The following is a 19,513-nucleotide window of genomic DNA, read 5'->3' on the forward strand; positions in this document are numbered from 1 at the left end:
GAACCTTTAATAAAATGAGAGCATTCTTATTTTAAATCTTGCTTCTCCATTTCTTCTCCAACTGCACGGTAGTAAGCAGCGATCGCGCTCGATTGTTCGCCGCGTAGGGTGTAGCGTCGAAAAGCTTTCTCGCTCTGATGTCCGGTCAGTTTCCTGGCATGAGTCGGATCGACACCCATCAGCAATAACTCAGTGCTGTAGGTATGGCGGAACGAGTGTGGGTGTAGCTGGGAAATTTCTGCTAATTCACCGATCTTTTCTATGGCAAAATAAATGCCGCGATCGCTCAATCGTTCACATGAACGAGTCGCGTGTTGGGACAAAATCAAGGGGCGATCGCTCGTGATTTCCTCTCTCCTTGTTTTTCGCGCCACAACAAATACTCTTCGAGTGCGTCGCGACCCCCTTTTCGCAAGGGCACTAATCGCGGCTCGTTTGTCTTCGTATCTGCCACTAGATTTGGTCATCTCCTTCATCCTCACCAATCGCTTGCAAGTAAGCCTGGGCAGCAGCTTGTTTTAACGATCCCTGCGTATAGCGCCTGTAAACCTTATCCGTCTTAATCCCCATCAGCTCCTTTCCGTATAAAGGATCGACACCCGCTCGCGTGATAGTATTACCAAAGGAGTGCCGAAAATGGTGCGGTTTTAACTCCTCCACCGTCGCGGTCGTCGCCAATTTCTTCACCATTTTGTAGAGTCCGTTGTATCCCAGTCGCTCTCCGCTATGCTTGGGATCTTGGCAGACAAACATGGGGCGATCGCTCGTGGGAGTAAACATTCCCCCAACGGAGCGTCGCCACTCCAAATAAGCTTCTAAGAGGCTGTTTGAAAAGTGTCAGGAAGTATCAAATTAGGCTAACCGCCTGAGCATGAGTCGAATCATAGAAATGTAAATCATCGCCTCAGAGTTTTCTGGTAAACGTTCATAATCTTTACTGAGTCGTCGATACCAGTGAAGCCAACCAAAAGTCCGTTCCACACTTCCTAGTTTTTTGAGTACAACGAAGCCCTTGGTCTGCTCAGGACGTAGCACCACTTGTACCACCCATCGAAATGTATTCATGACCCATTCGAGGAAAGGGTTGCCACTGTAACCGCCATCGACCCAAATCAAGTAGAGCCGAGCAACAGCATCCCCCATTTGATCTACCTTCTGTAACACCTGTTTCCCACCTTCTCGTTCGGGCAGACTAGCAGTGGTGACTATGACTCGTAAAACCAATCCCAATGTATCAACCGCAGTATGGCGTTTTCGACCTTTAATGTGTTTTGCCTTGTCGAAACCAACTGACTCATGCACCATCGTTGCCGTCGCTACACTTTGGCTATCGATAATGGCTTCCGTTGGACTAATAGGACGAGCGTTGTCGGCTCTGACCCAGTTGCGTAAACGGTCATGTATTGCCATCCAGATGCCCTGCTTACGCCAGTTACGAAAATAGGTGTACACCGTTTGCCACGCTGGAAAGTCACTTGGTATATCGCGCCATTTGCAGCCTTGGACAACTACATAGAAAATGGCGTTGAGTATTGCCCACATATCGACTTTTCGCGGACGACCACCTGGTTTCGCAGCCGGAATCAGGCTCTCAATCAACTCGAATTGAGCTAGGGTTAGGTTACTAGAGTATGCTTTAATCATGCTCTCAATGGTGCTGTAAGTACGTATCTACAGCTTATGCCCTGAGAGCTTTTTTTACTTAAATTCCCACTTTTCAAACAGCCTCTAAGTGTTGTCTTGCCTCTCGGCTCAAAGGAACTTCGCTGACGTTCTGCCCTTTGGAACGATGCACGATCAATCTCTTGCCATTCCAGTGCTTGACATCCAAGGCTGATAATTCAGAAGCTCTTAACCCGTGAGAGAGAATCGCCACGATCGCCCGATCGCGAATGCAGGTTAGTCGCTGGCGATCGAGGAAGTGCCAAATCTCCGCCATGTCATCCTTGTCAATGTCTAGAGCTTGTGGTTCTTCAAGGCGCTCTTTGCCAATCGCATCAGTCGGGAGAGGTTGGTTGACTGGATAACCGTTACTGCGCCGCAGCCACTGGTAAAACGAGCGCAAAGTGTCGAGCGCATGGTTGATATAGCAATCCTAAGTAAGTTGTAAGTTAACCATAGCTGTGTAATTTGGGGAAATCAAATACTCTACCGTCTAGAAATTGCATAAACAGCTGCTTGAGAGATTTGAAAGATGGACATCGATAGTAGTGTTGCCGAACATAAGTCTTTGCTTGTAGCCAAATGTCTTCTACTGGATTTTGTTGGGGGGCATTGGGTGCAAAACGAAGGCAATGAAGTTGCCAGTCTGATTCAACTAGGTCGGCATTAACTTGCTCTAAATACTGCTGCATTTGCTCAGAACGATGATAACTAGCACCGTCCCAAACTACTACTAAACGTTGTCCAGGACTTTGAACTTGTAAGTATTGTAGGAATTCAATTGTATGGTCAGAGTTACCTTTGGGATAAGCTTTAACTATAAATTCCCCTGTGTGATAATCCACCGCTCCAAAGTACGTCTGCTTGTTGCGGTAGTTGGTCATATCGACTTCAACACGCTCGTTGGTTTTGCCCCAGACATAGCCGCAGAGATCTCCCCACAATAGATGGCATTCATCCAACATTAATACTCTTACCGGTAGTGATATGGAAGTAGTGGTGAGGTAAAACCCTTGCCCCATCAACATTTTGTATAATATTAGCTAATGGAAATAATTCTCATGTAACCCCCCACCATTTGGTATTTTTGATGACAACAATTTTGACGTTCTTATTTTACTCATGTATATTACTACTGTCTAAATTAACACAAGAGTCGATAGAACCATCCCCAAAAATATGTGAAGAATCTTCAGAACGAGCCTGTCCTACCTGTGGCTCTGAGCATTTGATTAAAAATGGTTCAGTTCATAATGGTAAATCAAAATATCAGTGTAAAACCTGTGGTCGCCAATTTGTTATCAGTCCGACTAAAACTACTGTCTCAGAGGAGACAAAACAGCTGATCGATCGGCTCTTGCTTGAGAGGATATCACTGCGAGGAATTGCCAGGGTGACTCAAGTGAGTTGGTCTTGGCTACAAGATTATGTCAATCAAAAGCTAGCTCGAACTCCGCGCCAGCTTAAGGTTTCAGTCAAACTGCCAGGTAAATCAATCGTTGAATGCGATGAGATGTGGTCATTTGTTGATAGTAAGAAAAATGAGGTTTATATTTGGTTAGCGATTGACCGCAATTCTCGAAAAATTGTCGGTTGCTTTGTCGGAGATAGAACAAAGAAATCAGCCCGTAAACTCTGGGCTTCTCTACCAAAAACTTATCAGCAATCTGCCTTCGTCTATACAGATTTTTGGCAAGCTTACAAGACAGTTATTCTCCCTAAACGTCATAAAGCTGTTGGTAAAGAAACGGGTCTAACTAATCATATTGAACGGTTGAATAATACCTTGAGGCAAAGGGTTTCTCGGTTGGTAAGAGAAAGTCTATCATTCTCCAAAAAGTTGAACAATCACATTGGAGCAATTTGGTACTTCATTCATGACTACAATGCAGAACTAGACAGGATTTGAGCCTCACCACTACTTCCATATCACTACCCTCTTACCTTGTCCTGCTCCACATCCTCTTGATGCTGCTGCAAGCATTGGTCGATAACTTTTTTTGGGCAGCCACCTCCTCTACATTGTGTTTAGGGTTGCGTTTTTGCGTTTTTTTCCAACTCAGCCCTGCTTGCGTGAATAAGTCGTAGTAGCTTTGACGCGATTTGAATTCTACGTCATACTGCTGAGAAAGGTGAGTAGCGAGTTCCTCAACAAGCCAATGGTCTTTTTGTTGCAGCCACTCAATCACTTCCATTCGTTGCTCTTTGTACAGATATCCTGTCGAGCCTTGATATCCCAAAAGTATTCCATCTACCCCATCAACTTCAAAGGCTTGCTTCCATTTACTGATAAACCCAGAAGTAACATTCAGAATTTTGATAATTTCAGCATGGACGTATCCCTCAAGCGTCAGTTTAACTGCTAACGCACGTTTTAGTTCTCTTGCATCACGGGCAGTATCAATGAAGTTAAGCAGTTCTTCCATCAAAAATAACGCTGTTGAAAGATAAAACTAGACTAGCAAAATCTCACAACTGAAGCAGGATTGCTATATCGAGCAAGTCAGCCGAATAGAGAAACTAACATTTGAGCGAATTCAAGGGATTTTCAAGCATCAGTATGCTCAGAAAAAAACGTATGTTGGCAAGGAGTTAAGCGAATTGGGATTGATGAAATCAGTAAACGCAAAGGACATCAAAACTTCGTCACGGTTATCGGAGACATTGAAGCGGGAAAATTAATAGAAGTCATCGATAGTCAGACTCAGGTAGAGATAATTGAAACGTTGACTCAGCAACCATTAGAGGTGCGCGAGCAGATTGAGGAGGTAAGCGTTGATATGTGGGGTGGATTTCCTAAAATAGTAGAGAAAGTATTTCCTAATGCAGTGATTGTAATTGACCGATTTCATGTGATGAAAGCCGTGAATGAAGAGTTAAATAAAATTCGCAAACAAGCAAGAGTATTTGATAGAGGAAGTAAATTTATTCTCTTAAAAAACGGTGGAGAATTAACACTAGAAGAAACCACAAAATTAGAACAGATATTGCAGCATTCCCAGCGATTAAGAAAAGCTTATGAATGGAAAGAAGAGTTTCGTGCTATTTACGAAAAGCATTTGACTGTTGAGGAAGGTCAGCGTCAGATTGAGCAGTGGTTACATCAGGCACGAGATGTTTACTGTGAAGCAATTACAACAATTCGTCATCATTTAAATGGGATTTGTAACTATTTCCGCAACCGGACTACAAATGGCGTAATGGAGGGAATTAACAATCGAATTAAGCTGATTAAACGGCAAGCTTATGGTTTTACGAATTTCACTAACTTTCGTGAACGGTTACTAGCTTGCTTCTAAAATTAGAAAAACTTATCACCGTCTTAACGGAAGAACCGAAAATAATCAGATGACTCCAGATAATCAGTTAGCAATTTTTCAAGATTTTTGGGGACATCTTCCCGTTGTTGGAGAACGATTAGAAATTCTAGACAGAGTAGATTATGACGTTTACAACTGCACGGTAACTCGGATTGAAAATAATCAGATTTACATCAAACGCGACGATCGAGATGCTGAAGAATTAGCTGATGTGATGTGTTTACAAACACCGTCTACTGACGAAAACGAAGATTGGGATGAGGAGCAGTAAAATTAAAAACTGTGTAATCGATAAACTTTTTCAACTCCAAGAATTTAAATCGAAAGTAGGAACTAGCTACAAATTGGATCAAATATTACCAACCACGCTTCCTATGAATAAAAAGCAAATCTTAACAGATTTTAAATGGCTAAATCAAATGGGTAGGCAGACATTGCTTAAATGCTGTCGAATCTTAGGTGTGGAAACGACTCGATTAATGAAAGGTGGTATGACTTGTCAGTTGTCCTGCAAGCAGTTGCGCTCCAAAATCCGGCAACAGCTAGGACGAGGAACTTTTCGCGATCGCTACGAGCGATTATCATTTTTTCTAGAGGATTGGCAACCGACAGAGCTAGATCCAGTTGTTGAAGATGAGCCAAATCCAGAAGATGTTGTCCGAGAGTTAATCGACGATGTTAGAAACGCTTGGTAGTGATATGGAAGTAGTGGTGAGGTAAAACCCTTGCCCCATCAACATTTTGTATAATATTAGCTAATGGAAATAATTCTCATGTAACCCCCACCATTTGGTATTTTTGATGACAACAATTTTGACGTTCTTATTTTACTCATGTATATTACTACTGTCTAAATTAACACAAGAGTCGATAGAACCATCCCCAAAAATATGTGAAGAATCTTCAGAACGAGCCTGTCCTACCTGTGGCTCTGAGCATTTGATTAAAAATGGTTCAGTTCATAATGGTAAATCAAAATATCAGTGTAAAACCTGTGGTCGCCAATTTGTTATCAGTCCGACTAAAACTACTGTCTCAGAGGAGACAAAACAGCTGATCGATCGGCTCTTGCTTGAGAGGATATCACTGCGAGGAATTGCCAGGGTGACTCAAGTGAGTTGGTCTTGGCTACAAGATTATGTCAATCAAAAGCTAGCTCGAACTCCGCGCCAGCTTAAGGTTTCAGTCAAACTGCCAGGTAAATCAATCGTTGAATGTGACGAGATGTGGTCATTTGTTGATAGTAAGAAAAATGAGGTTTATATCTGGCTAGCAATCGATAGAAATACTCGGCAAGTAGTTGGTTGTTTTATAGGCGATAGAACTCGTAAATCCGCTCGTAAATTTTGGGAATCATTACCAGCAATTTATCAACATAACGCTATAGCTTATACTGACTTTTGGCAAGCTTACAAAACAGTTATTCTCCCAAATAATCATCGGGCAGTTGGCAAAGAAACTGGTCTAACTAATCATGTTGAGCGCTTAAATAATACCTTCAGACAGCGAGTGTCTCGACTGGTGAGAGAAAGCCTCTCCTTCTCCAAAAACTCAACAATCACATTGGGGCAATTTGGTACTTCATTCATGGCTATAATGCAGAGCTAGCAAGAGCTTGAGCCTTATCACTACTTCCATATCACCACCTCACTTTTGATGTGGATCGTAACGAACTTTGAAAACTGGTACGAGCCAGGAGTACTTTCCTCTCCCGCAAACTTTTAAGCATGGCAAGAATATATAGAGATTTGTCGAATGAAGCTTCCCAATTACGATCGCGCTATCGTAGACATAGCGAAATTAAGAGACTATTGCCTAAGTACAACGCATCATCGCGGTCGGCATAAAGCGCGTGTCTTTGCAGCAGCTCTTGGTCTGACTGCTGAAGATGCAGAACAACTCCAAGCTACTTTGTTAAACGCTGCTCAAAGCTATGAGGCAACACCGACTGACGAAACTGAATTCGGTCAATTATACGTGCTAGACTTTCCTATGATTGGATCTACCGGACAGGTAATAGTTCGTAGTAGTTGGATCGTTCGTCATGACGAAGATTTTCCCCGATTAACAAGTTGTTATGTCCTCTAAGGGAGACTGAAACTATGAACAATACAATTAATCTGCTAGATGTCGTAGCGTTGAGTGAGAATTTGTCTGAACGGGGATTATCACGCGGTCAGGTGGGTACTGTTGTTGAAAAGCTTGATGAGAATACTTTTCTAGTTGAATTCAGCGATGACGACGGACGCACTTATGCTATGTTGCCTCTGCTCGCTGCTCAGCTAATCGTTCTGCATTACGAGCCTACTAATTCCCAGTTAATAAGTAATACTTGAAATTTTGTTTGATGAGCTGCTGGCACACTTTCTAAAGGACATTTAACTATACATCATGAATTTATCACCAGCTTATTTGCAACGAATAGAAGAGGCTCGGCAGGAGGGACAACGAGTGGTAATAGAGAATCTGCTTAAAACCAGATTTGGCGCAATAGATGAGAAATTGTCCAGAATAATCGAGCCTTTATTGCAGTTGCCGCCAGAGGAGTTTACTCGCCTGCTTTTGCAATCATCCCGCGAGGAACTATTGAATCGATTTGGAAGATAGCCTAGTTAGAACTTTGATTTCTTACCCTTTTAGCGATATTAGTATAACTAATATCGCTAAGGCATCTAGGGTTTATGAGCAAATATAAACAATTTGACATAGTAATAAATTGGGTACTTAGTATTTTCTTCCTTCTGCTAGCATTACTCAACTTTTTGGTTGGTAGACCAGAATTAGCTTTGGTTTCGGTCATCCCAGCATTTGGACTATTCCCACCTCTAAAATCTTCTCCAAAGCTGAGACTAGTTATGTTAGCCATTGGAGTATTTGCAGTAGCACTCAGTTAGTTTTTTAAATTATTTCAATATTGATTATTTAATTGTTTATTTGCGTAAACCAATTAAAATTTATAGATGTCCTGCGGCAACCGTGTCACAAAAACTAGATTTTATATTTAATGGAGACGAGGGAACCTGTTACCGCGCTAGAAAATTCTGTCGAATAGTTATCTCATCTTGTGCGAGATACTGTATTGCAGCGTCTTACAAAACTGGAGACCCAATTGTTGGGGGAGTCCAACGCCTCTCGTGCGGAAAACTCCGATCTCAGGCAACAGCACGGGTAGCAGCCAGACCTAGAAGCTGTACGCGAGTGCATTCTTTCAGGGCTGAGGGTAGGCAAGCAATCACTGGAGTACACAGGTTGGGCAACAGAATAAATCGGTTCTGGCGCTGGTTTAGGACAATGCAACTTGGCACATCTCGCAACAGGTGGAGCGCTGGATTAAAGCCCATAATGCAACTGTCAAATGTCAAACAGACTGGGCAAGGAGTGCGACTGATCGTTTGCCGATTACCCGTTAAGACTCCTTGGCTCAATGTATTGACCAAATGGCTCAAGCTTGGTTTCTAAAATCAAACAGCCATTGCGGATATCGGGTATCCAGGATTGCGATCGCAGCAAAAAGGGCCAGCGTTCAGGACACAATTGATATAAAGACCAAACGTTGACGAGTGACAGCCCCATTTCTGCTACCTCTCGTTCTCCCTTGACATACCATTGTAGTGGCCATCCTTGCTGAGCCATCTGATTTGCAATAGGCTTGCTTAATTCACCTACTACATCCATCAGCAAAGTCGCACTAGGAAATCGCTGACGCATTTGGTTAACTAACTGCTGCACTTGGTTGGCTTCAAAATACACCAGTAGACCTTCAGCAATGAATAAAATACTCTCAGGTGGTTTTGAAGGTAAAGCATCCATCCAGGCAAAATCCATTACCGAACTACTCATAAACTGATGCTGCTCTGTCTCGATATCCAACTGCCGACGCAAGTTAGTAACTTCAGGTAAGTCAAGCTCAATCCAGTGTAGTTGTTCTTGCCTAACGCGATGGTAACGAGTGGACAGCCCTGCACCTAACTCGACAACTAGGGGATTTTGAACGCTAGCAATGTGCTTGTTTGCTACTACGTCAAATTGGTAGGCTCTCACAGCCCAAGCAATTTGAGCAAACTGGCTATAGAATCTCTCCAGTTGGTCGTCCCAAGGTAGGAATTTACGCCACTCTACAGCTAGTTCGTCTTGGAACAAAGGAACTGAACGTGCCTGTTCCTCTGCCCGTCCTCGGAGAGTTAACAGCATGGTACGTGGTAGGCCAGTTAATTTCAATATGAGTTGCGACATAAGCACACCTTCTAATTAAATTTATTAATTTCTGTGGACTGAATTTCCTATCACTCTGCGGTGTAAAATAAAGGTATTTTTACAGCGGTCTTAAATGGTATCAACAGAAATTGTATTGATATGATACACACAATATTAAGGCATTGATAATCAAAATTTAATTTGATAAACAGAGGAAATTTAAGTTAGTAAGCATAAACTTTTTCTACACATTTACTACTATCTTCTTTTAGCATACAGGGCGGGCATGACCCTGTATTCAATTCACCGCCATAGTTAACCTGAGATCAGGGTATACTCATGGCTTGTGCAACTTTAATTATCCGATCAATCTAAGGAACCCAAGAAACGGGGCCTCTATCGTCTCTTCTATTCTCACCAGGTTTGACTAAGGCGGCAACCTTAGTGGCATTATGAGCAACTCCAAGAACTACTGTGATAGGGGTGGAGAAGGGTGTCACAAATCCGCCACTAGTTGTGTTGAGTTCGTCTTCAGACAAATCCATCATGTAACTTTCCGAGTCAGAGAAGAGGTTAGAACCAGCAGGGTGCAGGTTAGAAATTTCAATGTTAGCCATTTGTAAGTTTCCTTTCAAATTGCAAGTAAGTTTTTGGTAATGGAATCAGTTTTTTATTTCTAATCCCATATTTAAATTGTGACTAACTTCATTCGATATATCAACACAAATAATTACTTATTTTGCGTTTAAATGTAACATTAAAGTTCCTAAACAAATCGGACGTTTAGCGTTTGTAATTGCTGAGCAGAAAAAGCAGATGATTACTACACGTTTTTAATAAAAGCTATAGTATTTAGGTTATTTTCTAAAGAGTTTTTGTTTAGGGACGAGTAACGCACATCCTAACCCTAAAGGAAAAAAACAAAATAAATTCACTTATGTTAGCTAGATTTTAACTAATTAGGTAGCACAAGCAAGTTAATTAAACAGTATCTCCCAGCAGGATGGTACAGGCGATCGCTAATTCAAAGGGGGCATCTCAATTTAAACTATCTAGGCAAGACAAACCATTAGATAGTTTGCACGACAGCCGAGGAGACACGGCATAAATAAAAAACCTACCTCTAACCTTAGAGGTAGGCTTTTGTTTAATCGTAAGGATGGAACCCTGCAACTACCGCAAAGAGCGAAGTTGAGATAAGATATCAATAATGAAGTACAGTACTGGAGTTAGTATGGCTTCATAGATAGGCAATGATTGCTTCTGCCGTTGCCGGAGGAATTTTAAGTCAACGGTGTGTAAATGTCTTTGGAATCAGTATTCAGATAAGGACGGTGCAAGTCAATTCCTAAACGAGAAAATTGACCAAAAATAGCCTTCGTTCGTCCTTCTGGAGAGTTATCCCCTTGCAGCCAAGCTTCCAGCAACCCATTCGCTACAATCTGGCAGCGATTCATCCCAAAACTTTCCTGTTGGGCAAACTTTTGGTCTGGTTCCTCAGCTAATCCCAAGCCTGGTGCTAGTTGCTTAGTAAATAGGGGAATATCTGGCTTAAAATGCGATTCATCTTGATACACAATCTGCAAACCTTCCCTAACCACATCATAATTCCTCTTGTCAAAATACAAAACTCCAGAATCGTAGCGCTGATAATCCTTTGAGTTGTACAAAACTTTGAAACAAAAAGGAAACATCATCTCATTCAGTAGCTGCGTCAGGCTACCCATTACCACCACAGCACCATCAGGAGTTAAATTGAAATAGATTCGTACCATTACCGAATGACTGTTTGCATCCTCAAGACGACTGAAACCTACATTACTAACCGCTATATAAAAGCCATTCTGCACCTGATTCTTGGGCATTCGGATAGCCACTGAATCGCCCAGCGCAGCCGTCTGTTGGAATGGTTGCAGATGCTTATCCTGCTGAATATGTAGCCTCAACCCTTCTTTAGTCACAGCTAAACTTCCATCTGTTTCCTCTCTCAGAACAGACCAACCGGAGTCAAAGTAGCCCTCTCCACAATTACTTTCATGCAATCGCTCATAAAACCCCACATCTACTCCCAGGACAGTATTATTCTCCAAATTCAGTGGCAGACCATTCCTCTCCCCACCCAGAGCTAGAGCAGTTTTCATTGAACCGTTGTAATAGACCCCGTAAAGGAAATTACGCAGTTGCAGGCTCAAATACTTCTGCTGCATCTGTTCCGGTATCTTTTCAAACCTAGTAACCGCCTCAGCAGGTAGTTCTAACGGTTTGTAATCTGGATGCCTAATCGAGAAGTCAGACTTAATTTCAATCTTGTGAACAATATCTTTCAAAACATCCAGTAGTCGACCAGTTGCTTTGGGGGATAACTGAGCTTGTAGAGAATCAAGTAATTGCATAATCTTTTCATTTCACTAAACAGCTCAAACAGAAGCACCAAGCTGAGTTAATTCAGTAGTAGTGCCAAAAATCGTTGACATTGACTGTTCTGGATTGCATAACAAACTCTTGACAACTTGAAGCATGACAATCCCTGAATTACCAAAAGATTTTTGATACTGAATCATTGCCTGGATCTGTTGAATCAAGGCAAAACCAGCAAATTGCACCACTCGGTGCAAGAAATCAGGACGGTGTTCTAAAATTCTTGGAAACGTGTTAAGGTATGCTTGCGTCAGGGTACTAATTGAAGGTTGAAGCAGTTCTAAGGGAGTCATCGCCAAACGCAGAGACTCCTCAATACTCAGGGACTTACTAATAAGCAAGCTTCCCAGCCAAATTTGCACGTAGCTGCTAATGACCGTTCCCAAATCCCAAGCCGGATCTCCCCAAGCAGCACGCTCCCAATCAATTAGCCGTACAATACTGTTAGTCGATTGCTGCCAATTGGTGTGGAGGAGGATGTTATTTAGCTTTAAGTCATTATGGGTCAGACAAGTGGGAGTGAAACCACTGACCAATTGTGCGATCGCTCGTCCCAAGCTATCATATCTCTGATACAGGGCAAAAAACCTCAAACCATCAGCAGGTACCAAACCGAAAATCTCCGGCTCAATCCGTTCCAAGTCCTGAATCGGTGATGTTATCAAACTGTTGTTAAATATTTAAGCCAAATTCATACCGATTAATAAATAAACCAATAACTATGTCATGCATTTCCTCAGACCTGGAGAAGCAAATTGTCTTTCGAGTCAGTCGTTTAATTCTTGTTCTTAAGCTTAGATGTTTCCGTTCAATTCTTTGAGTTTTTCTCTTGCCAACCTGATGTCTCTCTGTCGGTAAATGACGTTCGTAAGCTCTCCAACCATCCGTACAGTAATTCTTAATTCCAAACGGCTCTAATAACTTTTTGAGCTGAAGAAAGACTTCGTCTTTACGTTGTCCAAAAGTGTAAGCAAGAACTTGGCCGGTTTGACGGTCAATGGCATGCCACAACCACCTCTGATTAGTTTTATTACCGACATAACTCCACATCTCATCTAATTGGGCTTCTTCAATCCCTTCCGGGGCTTCTTCTTCAACCCGTCGGATTTCTACCTCCACTTCTGTCGCCTGAATTGTCTTTAACAAACTTTGATTTACTTGTTCAAGTTGTGGCGACTTTTTTTTAATTCCCTAATCACTGTTGCTGGACTCACATGCAATACTCGCGCCGTGTCTCGAATACCGCTTCCATTCAAAGCCATATCTACAATTTTCTGCTTCACTTCCCGTTTTCGCCCTGCTTGTTGGGTGTCAAGCATAAAAGTGCAGCGAAGGCAGTCGGAGTTCCGGCACAAATAGCGCTGTTTCCTTTCCGGTGATTTTCCGTGTTTGATAATATTATCTGAACCACAATCTGGACACTCAACAGGAAGCCAAACAGTCATGACAGAGCTTTAACTTACTTGTTTATCTCACTTTGATTCTCCCATATTACAACAGTTTGATAACATTACCAATTTATTGTTTTTACTCTAACTAGCGCAATGAGAAACAACGACAAAAGTTTAATCTTGCTCCGTGCCAGCCCAAATGAGGTTTTAAGGTTTCCCGTAGTAAGTTAACCTGGTTCATAGGGTTTCGTGATTGTGTGGTAACTTTCTATGAAACCCTTTTCCTGTATCTCTTTGCAACCCCTCTCTCTCTTTTTGTCCTGTACACAGGAACTTATTATTTCAAGGACTAAAGCAAGTAACGTAACTGATGTTAAAAAATCGCGAACAATGTCGCTTTTATAACCACTACTTCCTAGTTCTTGATGGCTCGATCTATCACTATAATTACCTAGAAATATGTTAGCAAAAGCATCATTGTCACTCAAATTAATTGAATCTAAATCAACACTGGTAAAACCATGTGAGTTCCCTCCTGGCAGTTCATTATCGACTGTGACAGATTTAAGTATAAAATCCTGAGCGTTTACGCATTGAATGTCCGTGCTAGCTTCAAAAACAACTGAGACTACTTCAGCAGTTTTTCCTAACTTTTTCAGTTGATTTAAAATGTTCATAAAATTAATAAAATTAACTTTTTTTGAATTATTTTTTATAATTTTATATAAATCAAAATTTGACAATTCAGCATTGTTCTGGTGGTCGATTAGAAAAGTTCTGGAATTTTGTCTCCTGGTATTGTCAACTTAATTTAGCTCAAAAGTTAAAAGATAGTATTTTTGGCTTAATACTGAGTTACTTCCTAATTCAGATGGTAGTGTTGTGGATGTGTTGCTCATTGATTTGAAACATCGGCTGCAAGAAGAATTTGGAGTCTATCTCAACTCGTCTGTAACACTACCAGCCGATAGAGCCAGCTTGATTTAATTTGCAAAAAGTTTAGTCAACTCTTATAGTTTTGTATCTTGAGTTTTTTCAGTAAATCAGCCCTCAGATACTTCTTGCCTTGATTTTGAAAAAACTGATTTTCTAATCTTTAGAGTCTTGATAGTTATTTTGAAAGAAGATTTCTTATTTTTGTTCTAAGATTAGCAATTAAATTACTTTTGAATAAAGTTTTTGTACGAATGTATCTGCTTCAACATTTTGAATTATAAAAGGATGGATGATTTAAGGGAAAAGCTAGTAACTCAGGTGGAATATTAGCGTATGGACTGTTTCTTTCTCTTGTGTTAGTAGCATCTAATCCATATCCAATATTAGAAACTAAATTAACTTGAGGAGTAATACTCAAACCACTTTGAGTCCAGCAACTAAAAGTCCATTGATAATCCCAAACATGAGGGTTGCTTAAATTATAAACACTCAATAATAACTGTTCCCAATAATCAACATATTTCCGATCCTTCAATATGTCAGTCAACCAACGATCTGCAATTATTTCTGGTAGTTGCTTCATCTCAAAGTCAAAATTTTTCCATGCTCTACGCCAAGTTGCCCATCCCCAAATAACGGATAACGCGAGAAATAGTAACTGTAATCTGTACAACTCCGACCAAACTGAAAATTGGTGCCAGCAATATGCATTATTCTTGTATCCTCTTTGTATTTCTCTAGCATTTCCTCACAAAAACGAAAGAATAAAGGATGTGGTAAACAATCATCTTCAAGTATGATTGCTTCTTCTACTTGATTGAATGCCCAAGTGATACCTGTAGCAGGACGGCAACCACAGCCTAAATTGATGTCCGAATAATTTTTCAGTACCTCGCAGTTCCAATCTACTTGTTCGATAATATTGCGAGTAGCAGTACATTTTTCTACTTCATCAAGTCTTTCAGTGCGAGGACCGTCAGCTACTACTAATAGCTTAATTGGTTTTGCTTGACGAATGGACTCAAATACTTTTTAGTAGTATCTGGACGCTTAAAAATTATCAGAACAACGGGAGTTTTTAACATAAACTTTTATTCAATAAATTATAACTTTATTGCTAAACTACTCTAAATCAATAGTAAGCAGAAGTTGAAGAAGGTTCTGGGCTGAGAAAATACAAGCTGGCAAGAATAAGAGGTGATTTATAAAGTAAATATTTAAGCGGTTAATCGGCGCATTATAAGTCGAGTCATCACCGTAATACCTAACAGGCACCAATAGCTATATGTTTCATCCCTGATTCGTAACTAAGTTGTCAACCTCTAAACTAGTGCTGGTGATTCCTGGAGATACGTTGAGGATGGCTTTTATGTGGTCAGCGAGCCTAATTGCTAAGGCAATGATAGTTAAGGTAGGATTTGCATATCCTGAAGTAGGAAAGACCGAACTGCCAGCTATATATAGGTTATCGATCCCATGAACCCGACAATCAGCATTAACAACACCTTGTCTGGGATTGTCGTGCATCCGGGTTGTCCCCATGTGATGGCATGAAGGACGGTACAGAGCCAATTTTTCAAACTTCGGCTCCTCAGCAAGCTGAAACTTACCAATTTCAGCTTGAGCAATTTCTTCTGCCCAGATTTTCTTGACTCTTTCAATTGTGTAAAGATCTATTTCGTTTAACCGCCAGTGAACCTCTGCTTTATTTTGATTGAGTCGATCGCGCTCGTGACTCAGTACAACTCGGTTATTTGGATCGGGTGCTTGCTCAAATTGAGAGACAACTTCAAGCATAGAAAACCTTCGCTTCTCATAGTTGAGATAAGACAAGTAGCCTCTCTGCAAACCAGGTAATTGCCTAATGACTGCCCAAAAAGTAGCAGCAGCAATGTAATCGCTACCAGTAATAACACTACTAAGTTGCTTCAGCATATTTTTAGGTAACTTTGCATCAGAAATAGACATTAATAACGTTTTGAGAGAACGGATAGCTTCTCTTTGATAGTGTTCAGGCGTAAGAAGTAGCTGTGCTCCAAAGTTCAATAGTTGTTCGCGGTGCATTAAATTTTCAGATGGCGTAACTAATGCCATCACCGGCACTCCTTTAACATTGCAAATATCGTATAAGTTCGTCCGATCGAAGAAGCGGCGACTATAGGGAAGTAACATACCGCAACTAATCTGACGACGCTCCATAAAAAATCTACCAACGAGGTCGTTCTGATTTCCTAGTCCCGTTTTCTGGACTCGATTTGAGAGGAGTAATAATCGTGCATTCTCAATTCCTCCTGTAGCTAAAACGAATACTTTTGCTGAAATCCAAAACTGCTTATCCTGAGAACAGACAACTCGTAAACGAGTCACACTTTTGGCGACTTCATCAGTTTCAATTTCTACAACAGTGGCATGGAGAAGAGTAGTGATATTACTCGCTTTTCCGATCTGTTCTTGATAGTCATTTGTGAAAATAGAACGAGAAGCGTACTGACTTATTGTAGTCATGAAGCGATCGCTTCTCAGAGTCAATTGACGCGCTGAAGTCTTTTCCCAATCCTCAACGTTATAAGTAAAAGCTCCCAACTGACAAACTTGATGTGCTCGTTGATAGAACGGGTCGAGGTCGAACCTTGTAAAAGGCCAACCACTGTAAGGTAACCACTCGCGCTGTTCAAAATCAATTTTGTCTAAAGGTAAACACCGAAAGCCAGATTGTTTATAACCGATTGGCGATCCCCAAATATGAGCAGTACCGCCAAATTGACGACAGCGTGATTCACTTAGATTTGGATAGGGATCTCCAATTACTTTTCCATCAGCTAGAGATTGGATGTCCTGCTCCAGTTTACATCCACCACTTTCTAATAAGCAAACCTGAAATTTTTGGTTAGCGAACTCACGAGCTAAAGCAATTCCAGCCGGACCGCCACCAACAATACAAACTTCAACTTCAAGGCTGATATTTGGCGGTAAAGAATGAGCGTCAATAATCATTATTAGCTTCTATGTTATTTCTTTTTTTATTTTAATTATTTACTCTGCTTCAGATAATCCTAAATACTTACTAGAAGTGAATTGCAGCAATTATTTAAAAAATGTAAAAATAATTTGCATATTTTACACCCAATTGATACTACTCTATTAATAGCTATTAAGAATTGTTTGTCATACTTATTTTTAGAAAATTTAGTCAAAAAATAAAGAAATTAGTAGTTTTAAAGAAAAAATACAAACTAGACTTGAGCTTAGTCAAATTGCAAATATGCATGACAAATACTGTATATATGAATTTTGCGATTATCGTAAGTCACCTTTAGGAATGCTAGCTAAATTACCTTGTGCTACGTTCTTGATGTTCTCATGTAACTCACAAAATTGTCGATAAAGTAAAGTTCAGCTATTTCAATCAGTAGAGTATTTGAGTTGCAAAAAACAGTAAATCGAGTTATTTTTACTAGAGATAATGGTTGTGTCGCAAAAACCAGAAAATGATAAGGTGAGAAAACTAAAAACTTCCACTCGTCTTTGCGATGTCTACTTCCGGTATTGTCAACTTAACCGCAATGCAGAATAATCGTATTGGTTCCACTCGCTTCGCGACTGCTTGTCCATGTACGCCCGTTACCGATTCCGTGGTGAAATCATCAGTTACTGTGTCTGGCTGGTATTGTCAACTTAATCGGAAAACCTCAAAATTAAGCACCATAATCCCTGAGCAATTAGACTCGCTGAAACTAGGCGGCAGAAACTAGCCCAGCGACTGCTTGCCAATCTTGAAATCGTTGACGGAGTTGTTGGCGATAGCGTTGAGCAGTCAGGTGATGTTGCTTGGGGTGAAAGTGGTCTCGAATTGGTCCAAATGTAGATAGAAATCGCTGTGCTTGCCCAGAGGATTTGAATTTACGCATTCGTCGCTCTCGCGTTCGTGTCGGCTGATGCGAGTTTTCTGCTCGATTATTCAATCCTTTATGCTGTCGATGCTCTACGTTCTTCATCACTTGTTTCTTCGCGGCTTCATAGCTCTTTAACTTATCGGTGACAATCACCCGCGGCACGAAGCCTTGCTGCTTCAGGAGCTTGCGGAAAAAGCGCTTGGCTGCCTTCGTATCCCGATACCGTTGCATCAAAATATCGAGCACGTTCCCTTCCGCATCCACCGCTCGCCACAGATAATATTGCTGCCCTTTGATGCTGACCACCACTTCATCTAAATGCCATTTGTCAGCAATGTAAGCACGTTGGCACCGCAGTTGATTGGCATACTGCTGCCCAAATTTTTGGCACCATTCCCGAATCGATTCGTATGTCACCTCAATCCCTCTGTACAGCATCATTTTCTCAATATCCCGATAGCTCAAGGGTTCATGTGTAGTAGAGCCAGACACAGTAGCTGATCATCTCGGCAGGGAATCGGTAGCGACGATAAGGATTTGTACTCATCTCGTCATCTTACCCCAACTCCCCTCCGTCAAGTTGACAATACCTTTCACCCCCAACAACATCAGCTCACTGCACTACGATACCGAGAACAACTGCGCCAACGATTTGAGGATTGGCGAGCAGTTGCTTGTCTAAAACCGGCTGCTTAAAATCAGCCAAGCTGGCTACTCAGGAATCATCGTGCCGATTTTCGGATTTATCCCATTAAGTTGACAATATCTGCTGTTTGCATTGCTAGCCTCATCTTACACATTCCCTGACTACTTCAATAAAGGCTTGTAGTACAGCCGATGTTACATCACGCCGCCAAGCCAAAGCTAAGGAAACTTTTGGCGTGAATGGTTGCAACATCCGATAAACTACCCCTGGTCGTTGAAACTGCACAACCGAGGCAGATAATAAGGTAACTCCCAGCCCTGCCGCTACAAAACCCAATATGACTTGCATCTCGTCCGCTTCTTGAATGATTCTAGGACTGAAGTTGGCGCGTTGGCAAACCGCGATGACTTGGTCATACAGTCCACAGCCGCGATCGCGTTGAAATGTGATAAAGGGTTCACTTTCAAGTTCCCGCACCCGCACCTTGGTACGGGTTGCTAGAGGATGGTTTTCAGGTATTGCTAAGACTAGGGATTCGTGCAAGATAGTCTCGATAGCCAATCTTTTATCATTAATGGGAGATATAACAAAGCCGATCCCAATGCGACCTTCAAGTAGAGCCTGGATCTGCTCCTCTGTAGTCATTGCGTACACGGCAAGATCGACTTCGGGAAAGCGCTCTCGGTAAACCTTCAATGACATTGGAATCACATCATAGGTAGAAGAACCCTCAAATCCGACAACAAGCCGACCGATTTCACCACGACTGGCTCGTTGTGCCACCAGCACCCCTTGTTCAACTTGTGCCAGTATTTGGCGTGCCTCTTCTACAAAAGCTATTCCGGCTTCAGTCAACTCAACTCGACGCTTAGAGCGACGAAACAGTTCTACGCCTAACTCATCTTCAAGCTGACGGATCTGTCGGCTAAGTGGTGGCTGGGCGATCTGAAGTCGTGCGGCTGCCCGACCAAAATTCAGATCTTCCGCCACAGCTAGAAAGTATTGTAGCTGTCGAAGTTCCATTATGCGATTGATACCTTAAAGGTATTAATT

22 protein-coding genes and 5 pseudogenes are annotated in these 19,513 nt (G+C 41.5%); 7 read left to right on the forward strand and 20 right to left on the reverse strand.

Translation table 11 applies throughout. The annotated features are described in order from the left end of the window. Window positions 1-26 precede the first annotated feature (26 nt). From N4J56_RS33105 to N4J56_RS33125, 5 genes and pseudogenes are all read right to left on the reverse strand, one after another. Entirely contained in the window at window positions 27-374 is a 348-nt protein-coding gene (locus N4J56_RS33105; protein ID WP_317110919.1) for a tyrosine-type recombinase/integrase, read from the reverse strand. Window positions 375-453: 79 nt separating this feature from the next. Further along, on the reverse strand, window positions 454-780 hold the full coding sequence (locus tag N4J56_RS33110; RefSeq protein WP_317110921.1) for a tyrosine-type recombinase/integrase: 327 nt from the start codon (window positions 778-780) through the stop codon (window positions 454-456). Window positions 781-852: 72 nt separating this feature from the next. Then, window positions 853-1,644 (reverse strand): IS5 family transposase, encoded by a 792-nt coding sequence (locus tag N4J56_RS33115; protein ID WP_317110923.1) that lies wholly within the window; start codon window positions 1,642-1,644, stop codon window positions 853-855. Window positions 1,645-1,717: 73 nt separating this feature from the next. Next, a complete protein-coding gene (locus N4J56_RS33120; protein ID WP_317110925.1) occupies window positions 1,718-2,065 on the reverse strand; it encodes a tyrosine-type recombinase/integrase in 348 nt (115 codons plus the stop codon). 46 nt (window positions 2,066-2,111) lie between these two features. Further along, window positions 2,112-2,633, reverse strand: a pseudogene (locus N4J56_RS33125) (IS630 family transposase); the annotation flags it as partial. Window positions 2,634-2,752: 119 nt separating this feature from the next. Between N4J56_RS33125 and N4J56_RS33130 the strand changes: the two are divergent. Beyond that, a complete protein-coding gene (locus N4J56_RS33130; RefSeq protein ID WP_317110930.1) occupies window positions 2,753-3,571 on the forward strand; it encodes an IS1 family transposase in 819 nt (272 codons plus the stop codon). 31 nt (window positions 3,572-3,602) lie between these two features. Here the strand turns inward: N4J56_RS33130 and N4J56_RS33135 are convergent, their stop codons facing one another. Continuing rightward, on the reverse strand, window positions 3,603-4,088 hold the full coding sequence (locus N4J56_RS33135) for a helix-turn-helix domain-containing protein (RefSeq protein ID WP_317110932.1): 486 nt from the start codon (window positions 4,086-4,088) through the stop codon (window positions 3,603-3,605). Between the two features lie 189 nt (window positions 4,089-4,277). On the opposite strand from N4J56_RS33135, the gene N4J56_RS33140 reads away from it, so the two are divergent. The 6 genes from N4J56_RS33140 to N4J56_RS33165 all read left to right on the forward strand — a co-directional run bounded on the left by N4J56_RS33140 (window position 4,278) and on the right by N4J56_RS33165 (window position 7,318). Continuing rightward, window positions 4,278-4,961, forward strand: coding sequence for an ISL3 family transposase (locus tag N4J56_RS33140; protein ID WP_410500720.1), 684 nt, complete (start codon window positions 4,278-4,280; stop codon window positions 4,959-4,961). A 49-nt stretch (window positions 4,962-5,010) separates the two neighbouring features. Then, the gene (locus tag N4J56_RS33145) at window positions 5,011-5,253 is read left to right on the forward strand and encodes a hypothetical protein (protein WP_317110933.1); all 243 of its coding nucleotides are present in this window, start codon (window positions 5,011-5,013) and stop codon (window positions 5,251-5,253) included. Between the two features lie 103 nt (window positions 5,254-5,356). After that, complete coding sequence (locus N4J56_RS33150; RefSeq protein WP_317110935.1) at window positions 5,357-5,677, forward strand: hypothetical protein; 321 nt, start codon at window positions 5,357-5,359, stop codon at window positions 5,675-5,677. Between the two features lie 193 nt (window positions 5,678-5,870). Continuing rightward, window positions 5,871-6,601, forward strand: a protein-coding gene (locus N4J56_RS33155; RefSeq protein WP_317111298.1) for an IS1 family transposase whose coding sequence is annotated in 2 segments (ribosomal slippage) — window positions 5,871-6,528 and window positions 6,528-6,601 — 732 coding nt in all. Because the reading frame shifts where the segments join, the coding sequence is not laid out codon by codon here. Between the two features lie 136 nt (window positions 6,602-6,737). Then, window positions 6,738-7,070, forward strand: coding sequence for a DUF6883 domain-containing protein (locus N4J56_RS33160; RefSeq protein WP_317110937.1), 333 nt, complete (start codon window positions 6,738-6,740; stop codon window positions 7,068-7,070). A gap of 14 nt (window positions 7,071-7,084) precedes the next feature. Continuing rightward, the gene (locus tag N4J56_RS33165; RefSeq protein ID WP_317110938.1) at window positions 7,085-7,318 is read left to right on the forward strand and encodes a DUF4926 domain-containing protein; all 234 of its coding nucleotides are present in this window, start codon (window positions 7,085-7,087) and stop codon (window positions 7,316-7,318) included. A gap of 816 nt (window positions 7,319-8,134) precedes the next feature. Here the strand turns inward: N4J56_RS33165 and N4J56_RS33170 are convergent. From N4J56_RS33170 to N4J56_RS33225, 14 genes and pseudogenes are all read right to left on the reverse strand, one after another. Next, complete coding sequence (locus N4J56_RS33170; RefSeq protein WP_317110940.1) at window positions 8,135-8,323, reverse strand: hypothetical protein; 189 nt, start codon at window positions 8,321-8,323, stop codon at window positions 8,135-8,137. A gap of 58 nt (window positions 8,324-8,381) precedes the next feature. Continuing rightward, a complete protein-coding gene (locus N4J56_RS33175; RefSeq protein ID WP_317110942.1) occupies window positions 8,382-9,215 on the reverse strand; it encodes a class I SAM-dependent methyltransferase in 834 nt (277 codons plus the stop codon). Window positions 9,216-9,547: 332 nt separating this feature from the next. Then, window positions 9,548-9,793 carry a hypothetical protein gene (locus N4J56_RS33180; protein ID WP_317110943.1) on the reverse strand — a complete coding sequence of 82 codons (246 nt, stop codon included), beginning with the start codon at window positions 9,791-9,793 and terminating at the stop codon, window positions 9,548-9,550. 666 nt (window positions 9,794-10,459) lie between these two features. Then, on the reverse strand, window positions 10,460-11,569 hold the full coding sequence (locus N4J56_RS33185; protein WP_317110944.1) for a T3SS effector HopA1 family protein: 1,110 nt from the start codon (window positions 11,567-11,569) through the stop codon (window positions 10,460-10,462). A 24-nt stretch (window positions 11,570-11,593) separates the two neighbouring features. Next, window positions 11,594-12,244: pseudogene (locus N4J56_RS33190) on the reverse strand (phosphotransferase family protein); the annotation flags it as partial. Window positions 12,245-12,266: 22 nt separating this feature from the next. After that, entirely contained in the window at window positions 12,267-12,713 is a 447-nt protein-coding gene (locus N4J56_RS33195) for an IS1 family transposase (protein WP_410500689.1), read from the reverse strand. A 35-nt stretch (window positions 12,714-12,748) separates the two neighbouring features. Next, window positions 12,749-12,913 carry an IS1-like element transposase gene (locus tag N4J56_RS33200; RefSeq protein WP_317110947.1) on the reverse strand — a complete coding sequence of 55 codons (165 nt, stop codon included), beginning with the start codon at window positions 12,911-12,913 and terminating at the stop codon, window positions 12,749-12,751. Between the two features lie 63 nt (window positions 12,914-12,976). Next, window positions 12,977-13,039: pseudogene (locus tag N4J56_RS41450) on the reverse strand (hypothetical protein); the annotation flags it as partial. A gap of 71 nt (window positions 13,040-13,110) precedes the next feature. Then, a pseudogene (locus N4J56_RS41455) lies at window positions 13,111-13,226 on the reverse strand (IS4 family transposase); the annotation flags it as partial. Then, the gene (locus tag N4J56_RS33205) at window positions 13,213-13,728 is read right to left on the reverse strand and encodes a hypothetical protein (protein WP_317110948.1); all 516 of its coding nucleotides are present in this window, start codon (window positions 13,726-13,728) and stop codon (window positions 13,213-13,215) included. The pseudogene N4J56_RS41455 and the gene N4J56_RS33205, both read right to left, overlap by 14 nt. A gap of 455 nt (window positions 13,729-14,183) precedes the next feature. Continuing rightward, window positions 14,184-14,504 (reverse strand): hypothetical protein, encoded by a 321-nt coding sequence (locus tag N4J56_RS33210; protein WP_317110949.1) that lies wholly within the window; start codon window positions 14,502-14,504, stop codon window positions 14,184-14,186. A gap of 707 nt (window positions 14,505-15,211) precedes the next feature. Further along, window positions 15,212-16,915: a GMC family oxidoreductase gene (locus N4J56_RS33215; protein WP_317110950.1), complete on the reverse strand. Its 1,704-nt coding sequence runs from the start codon at window positions 16,913-16,915 to the stop codon at window positions 15,212-15,214. Between the two features lie 740 nt (window positions 16,916-17,655). Then, window positions 17,656-18,361: pseudogene (locus N4J56_RS33220) on the reverse strand (IS6 family transposase). 240 nt (window positions 18,362-18,601) lie between these two features. Next, window positions 18,602-19,483 (reverse strand): LysR family transcriptional regulator, encoded by an 882-nt coding sequence (locus N4J56_RS33225; RefSeq protein WP_317110951.1) that lies wholly within the window; start codon window positions 19,481-19,483, stop codon window positions 18,602-18,604. Between the last annotated feature and the right edge of the window lie 30 nt (window positions 19,484-19,513).

The organism is Chroococcidiopsis sp. SAG 2025, assembly GCF_032860985.1.
In the GTDB taxonomy this organism is placed as follows: Bacteria; Cyanobacteriota; Cyanobacteriia; order Cyanobacteriales; family Chroococcidiopsidaceae; genus Chroococcidiopsis.

Coding starts and splice junctions, on each gene's coding strand:
- N4J56_RS33110 (WP_317110921.1), bottom strand. CDS start 780: ATGTTTACTCCCACGAGCGATCGCCCCATGTTTGTCTGCCAAGATCCC.
- N4J56_RS33115 (WP_317110923.1), bottom strand. CDS start 1,644: ATGATTAAAGCATACTCTAGTAACCTAACCCTAGCTCAATTCGAGTTG.
- N4J56_RS33130 (WP_317110930.1), top strand. CDS start 2,753: ATGACAACAATTTTGACGTTCTTATTTTACTCATGTATATTACTACTG.
- N4J56_RS33135 (WP_317110932.1), bottom strand. CDS start 4,088: ATGGAAGAACTGCTTAACTTCATTGATACTGCCCGTGATGCAAGAGAA.
- N4J56_RS33145 (WP_317110933.1), top strand. CDS start 5,011: ATGACTCCAGATAATCAGTTAGCAATTTTTCAAGATTTTTGGGGACAT.
- N4J56_RS33150 (WP_317110935.1), top strand. CDS start 5,357: ATGAATAAAAAGCAAATCTTAACAGATTTTAAATGGCTAAATCAAATG.
- N4J56_RS33160 (WP_317110937.1), top strand. CDS start 6,738: ATGAAGCTTCCCAATTACGATCGCGCTATCGTAGACATAGCGAAATTA.
- N4J56_RS33165 (WP_317110938.1), top strand. CDS start 7,085: ATGAACAATACAATTAATCTGCTAGATGTCGTAGCGTTGAGTGAGAAT.
- N4J56_RS33170 (WP_317110940.1), bottom strand. CDS start 8,323: ATGGGCTTTAATCCAGCGCTCCACCTGTTGCGAGATGTGCCAAGTTGC.
- N4J56_RS33175 (WP_317110942.1), bottom strand. CDS start 9,215: ATGTCGCAACTCATATTGAAATTAACTGGCCTACCACGTACCATGCTG.
- N4J56_RS33180 (WP_317110943.1), bottom strand. CDS start 9,793: ATGGCTAACATTGAAATTTCTAACCTGCACCCTGCTGGTTCTAACCTC.
- N4J56_RS33185 (WP_317110944.1), bottom strand. CDS start 11,569: ATGCAATTACTTGATTCTCTACAAGCTCAGTTATCCCCCAAAGCAACT.
- N4J56_RS33200 (WP_317110947.1), bottom strand. CDS start 12,913: ATGCTTGACACCCAACAAGCAGGGCGAAAACGGGAAGTGAAGCAGAAA.
- N4J56_RS33210 (WP_317110949.1), bottom strand. CDS start 14,504: ATGAAGCAACTACCAGAAATAATTGCAGATCGTTGGTTGACTGACATA.
- N4J56_RS33215 (WP_317110950.1), bottom strand. CDS start 16,915: ATGATTATTGACGCTCATTCTTTACCGCCAAATATCAGCCTTGAAGTT.
- N4J56_RS33225 (WP_317110951.1), bottom strand. CDS start 19,483: ATGGAACTTCGACAGCTACAATACTTTCTAGCTGTGGCGGAAGATCTG.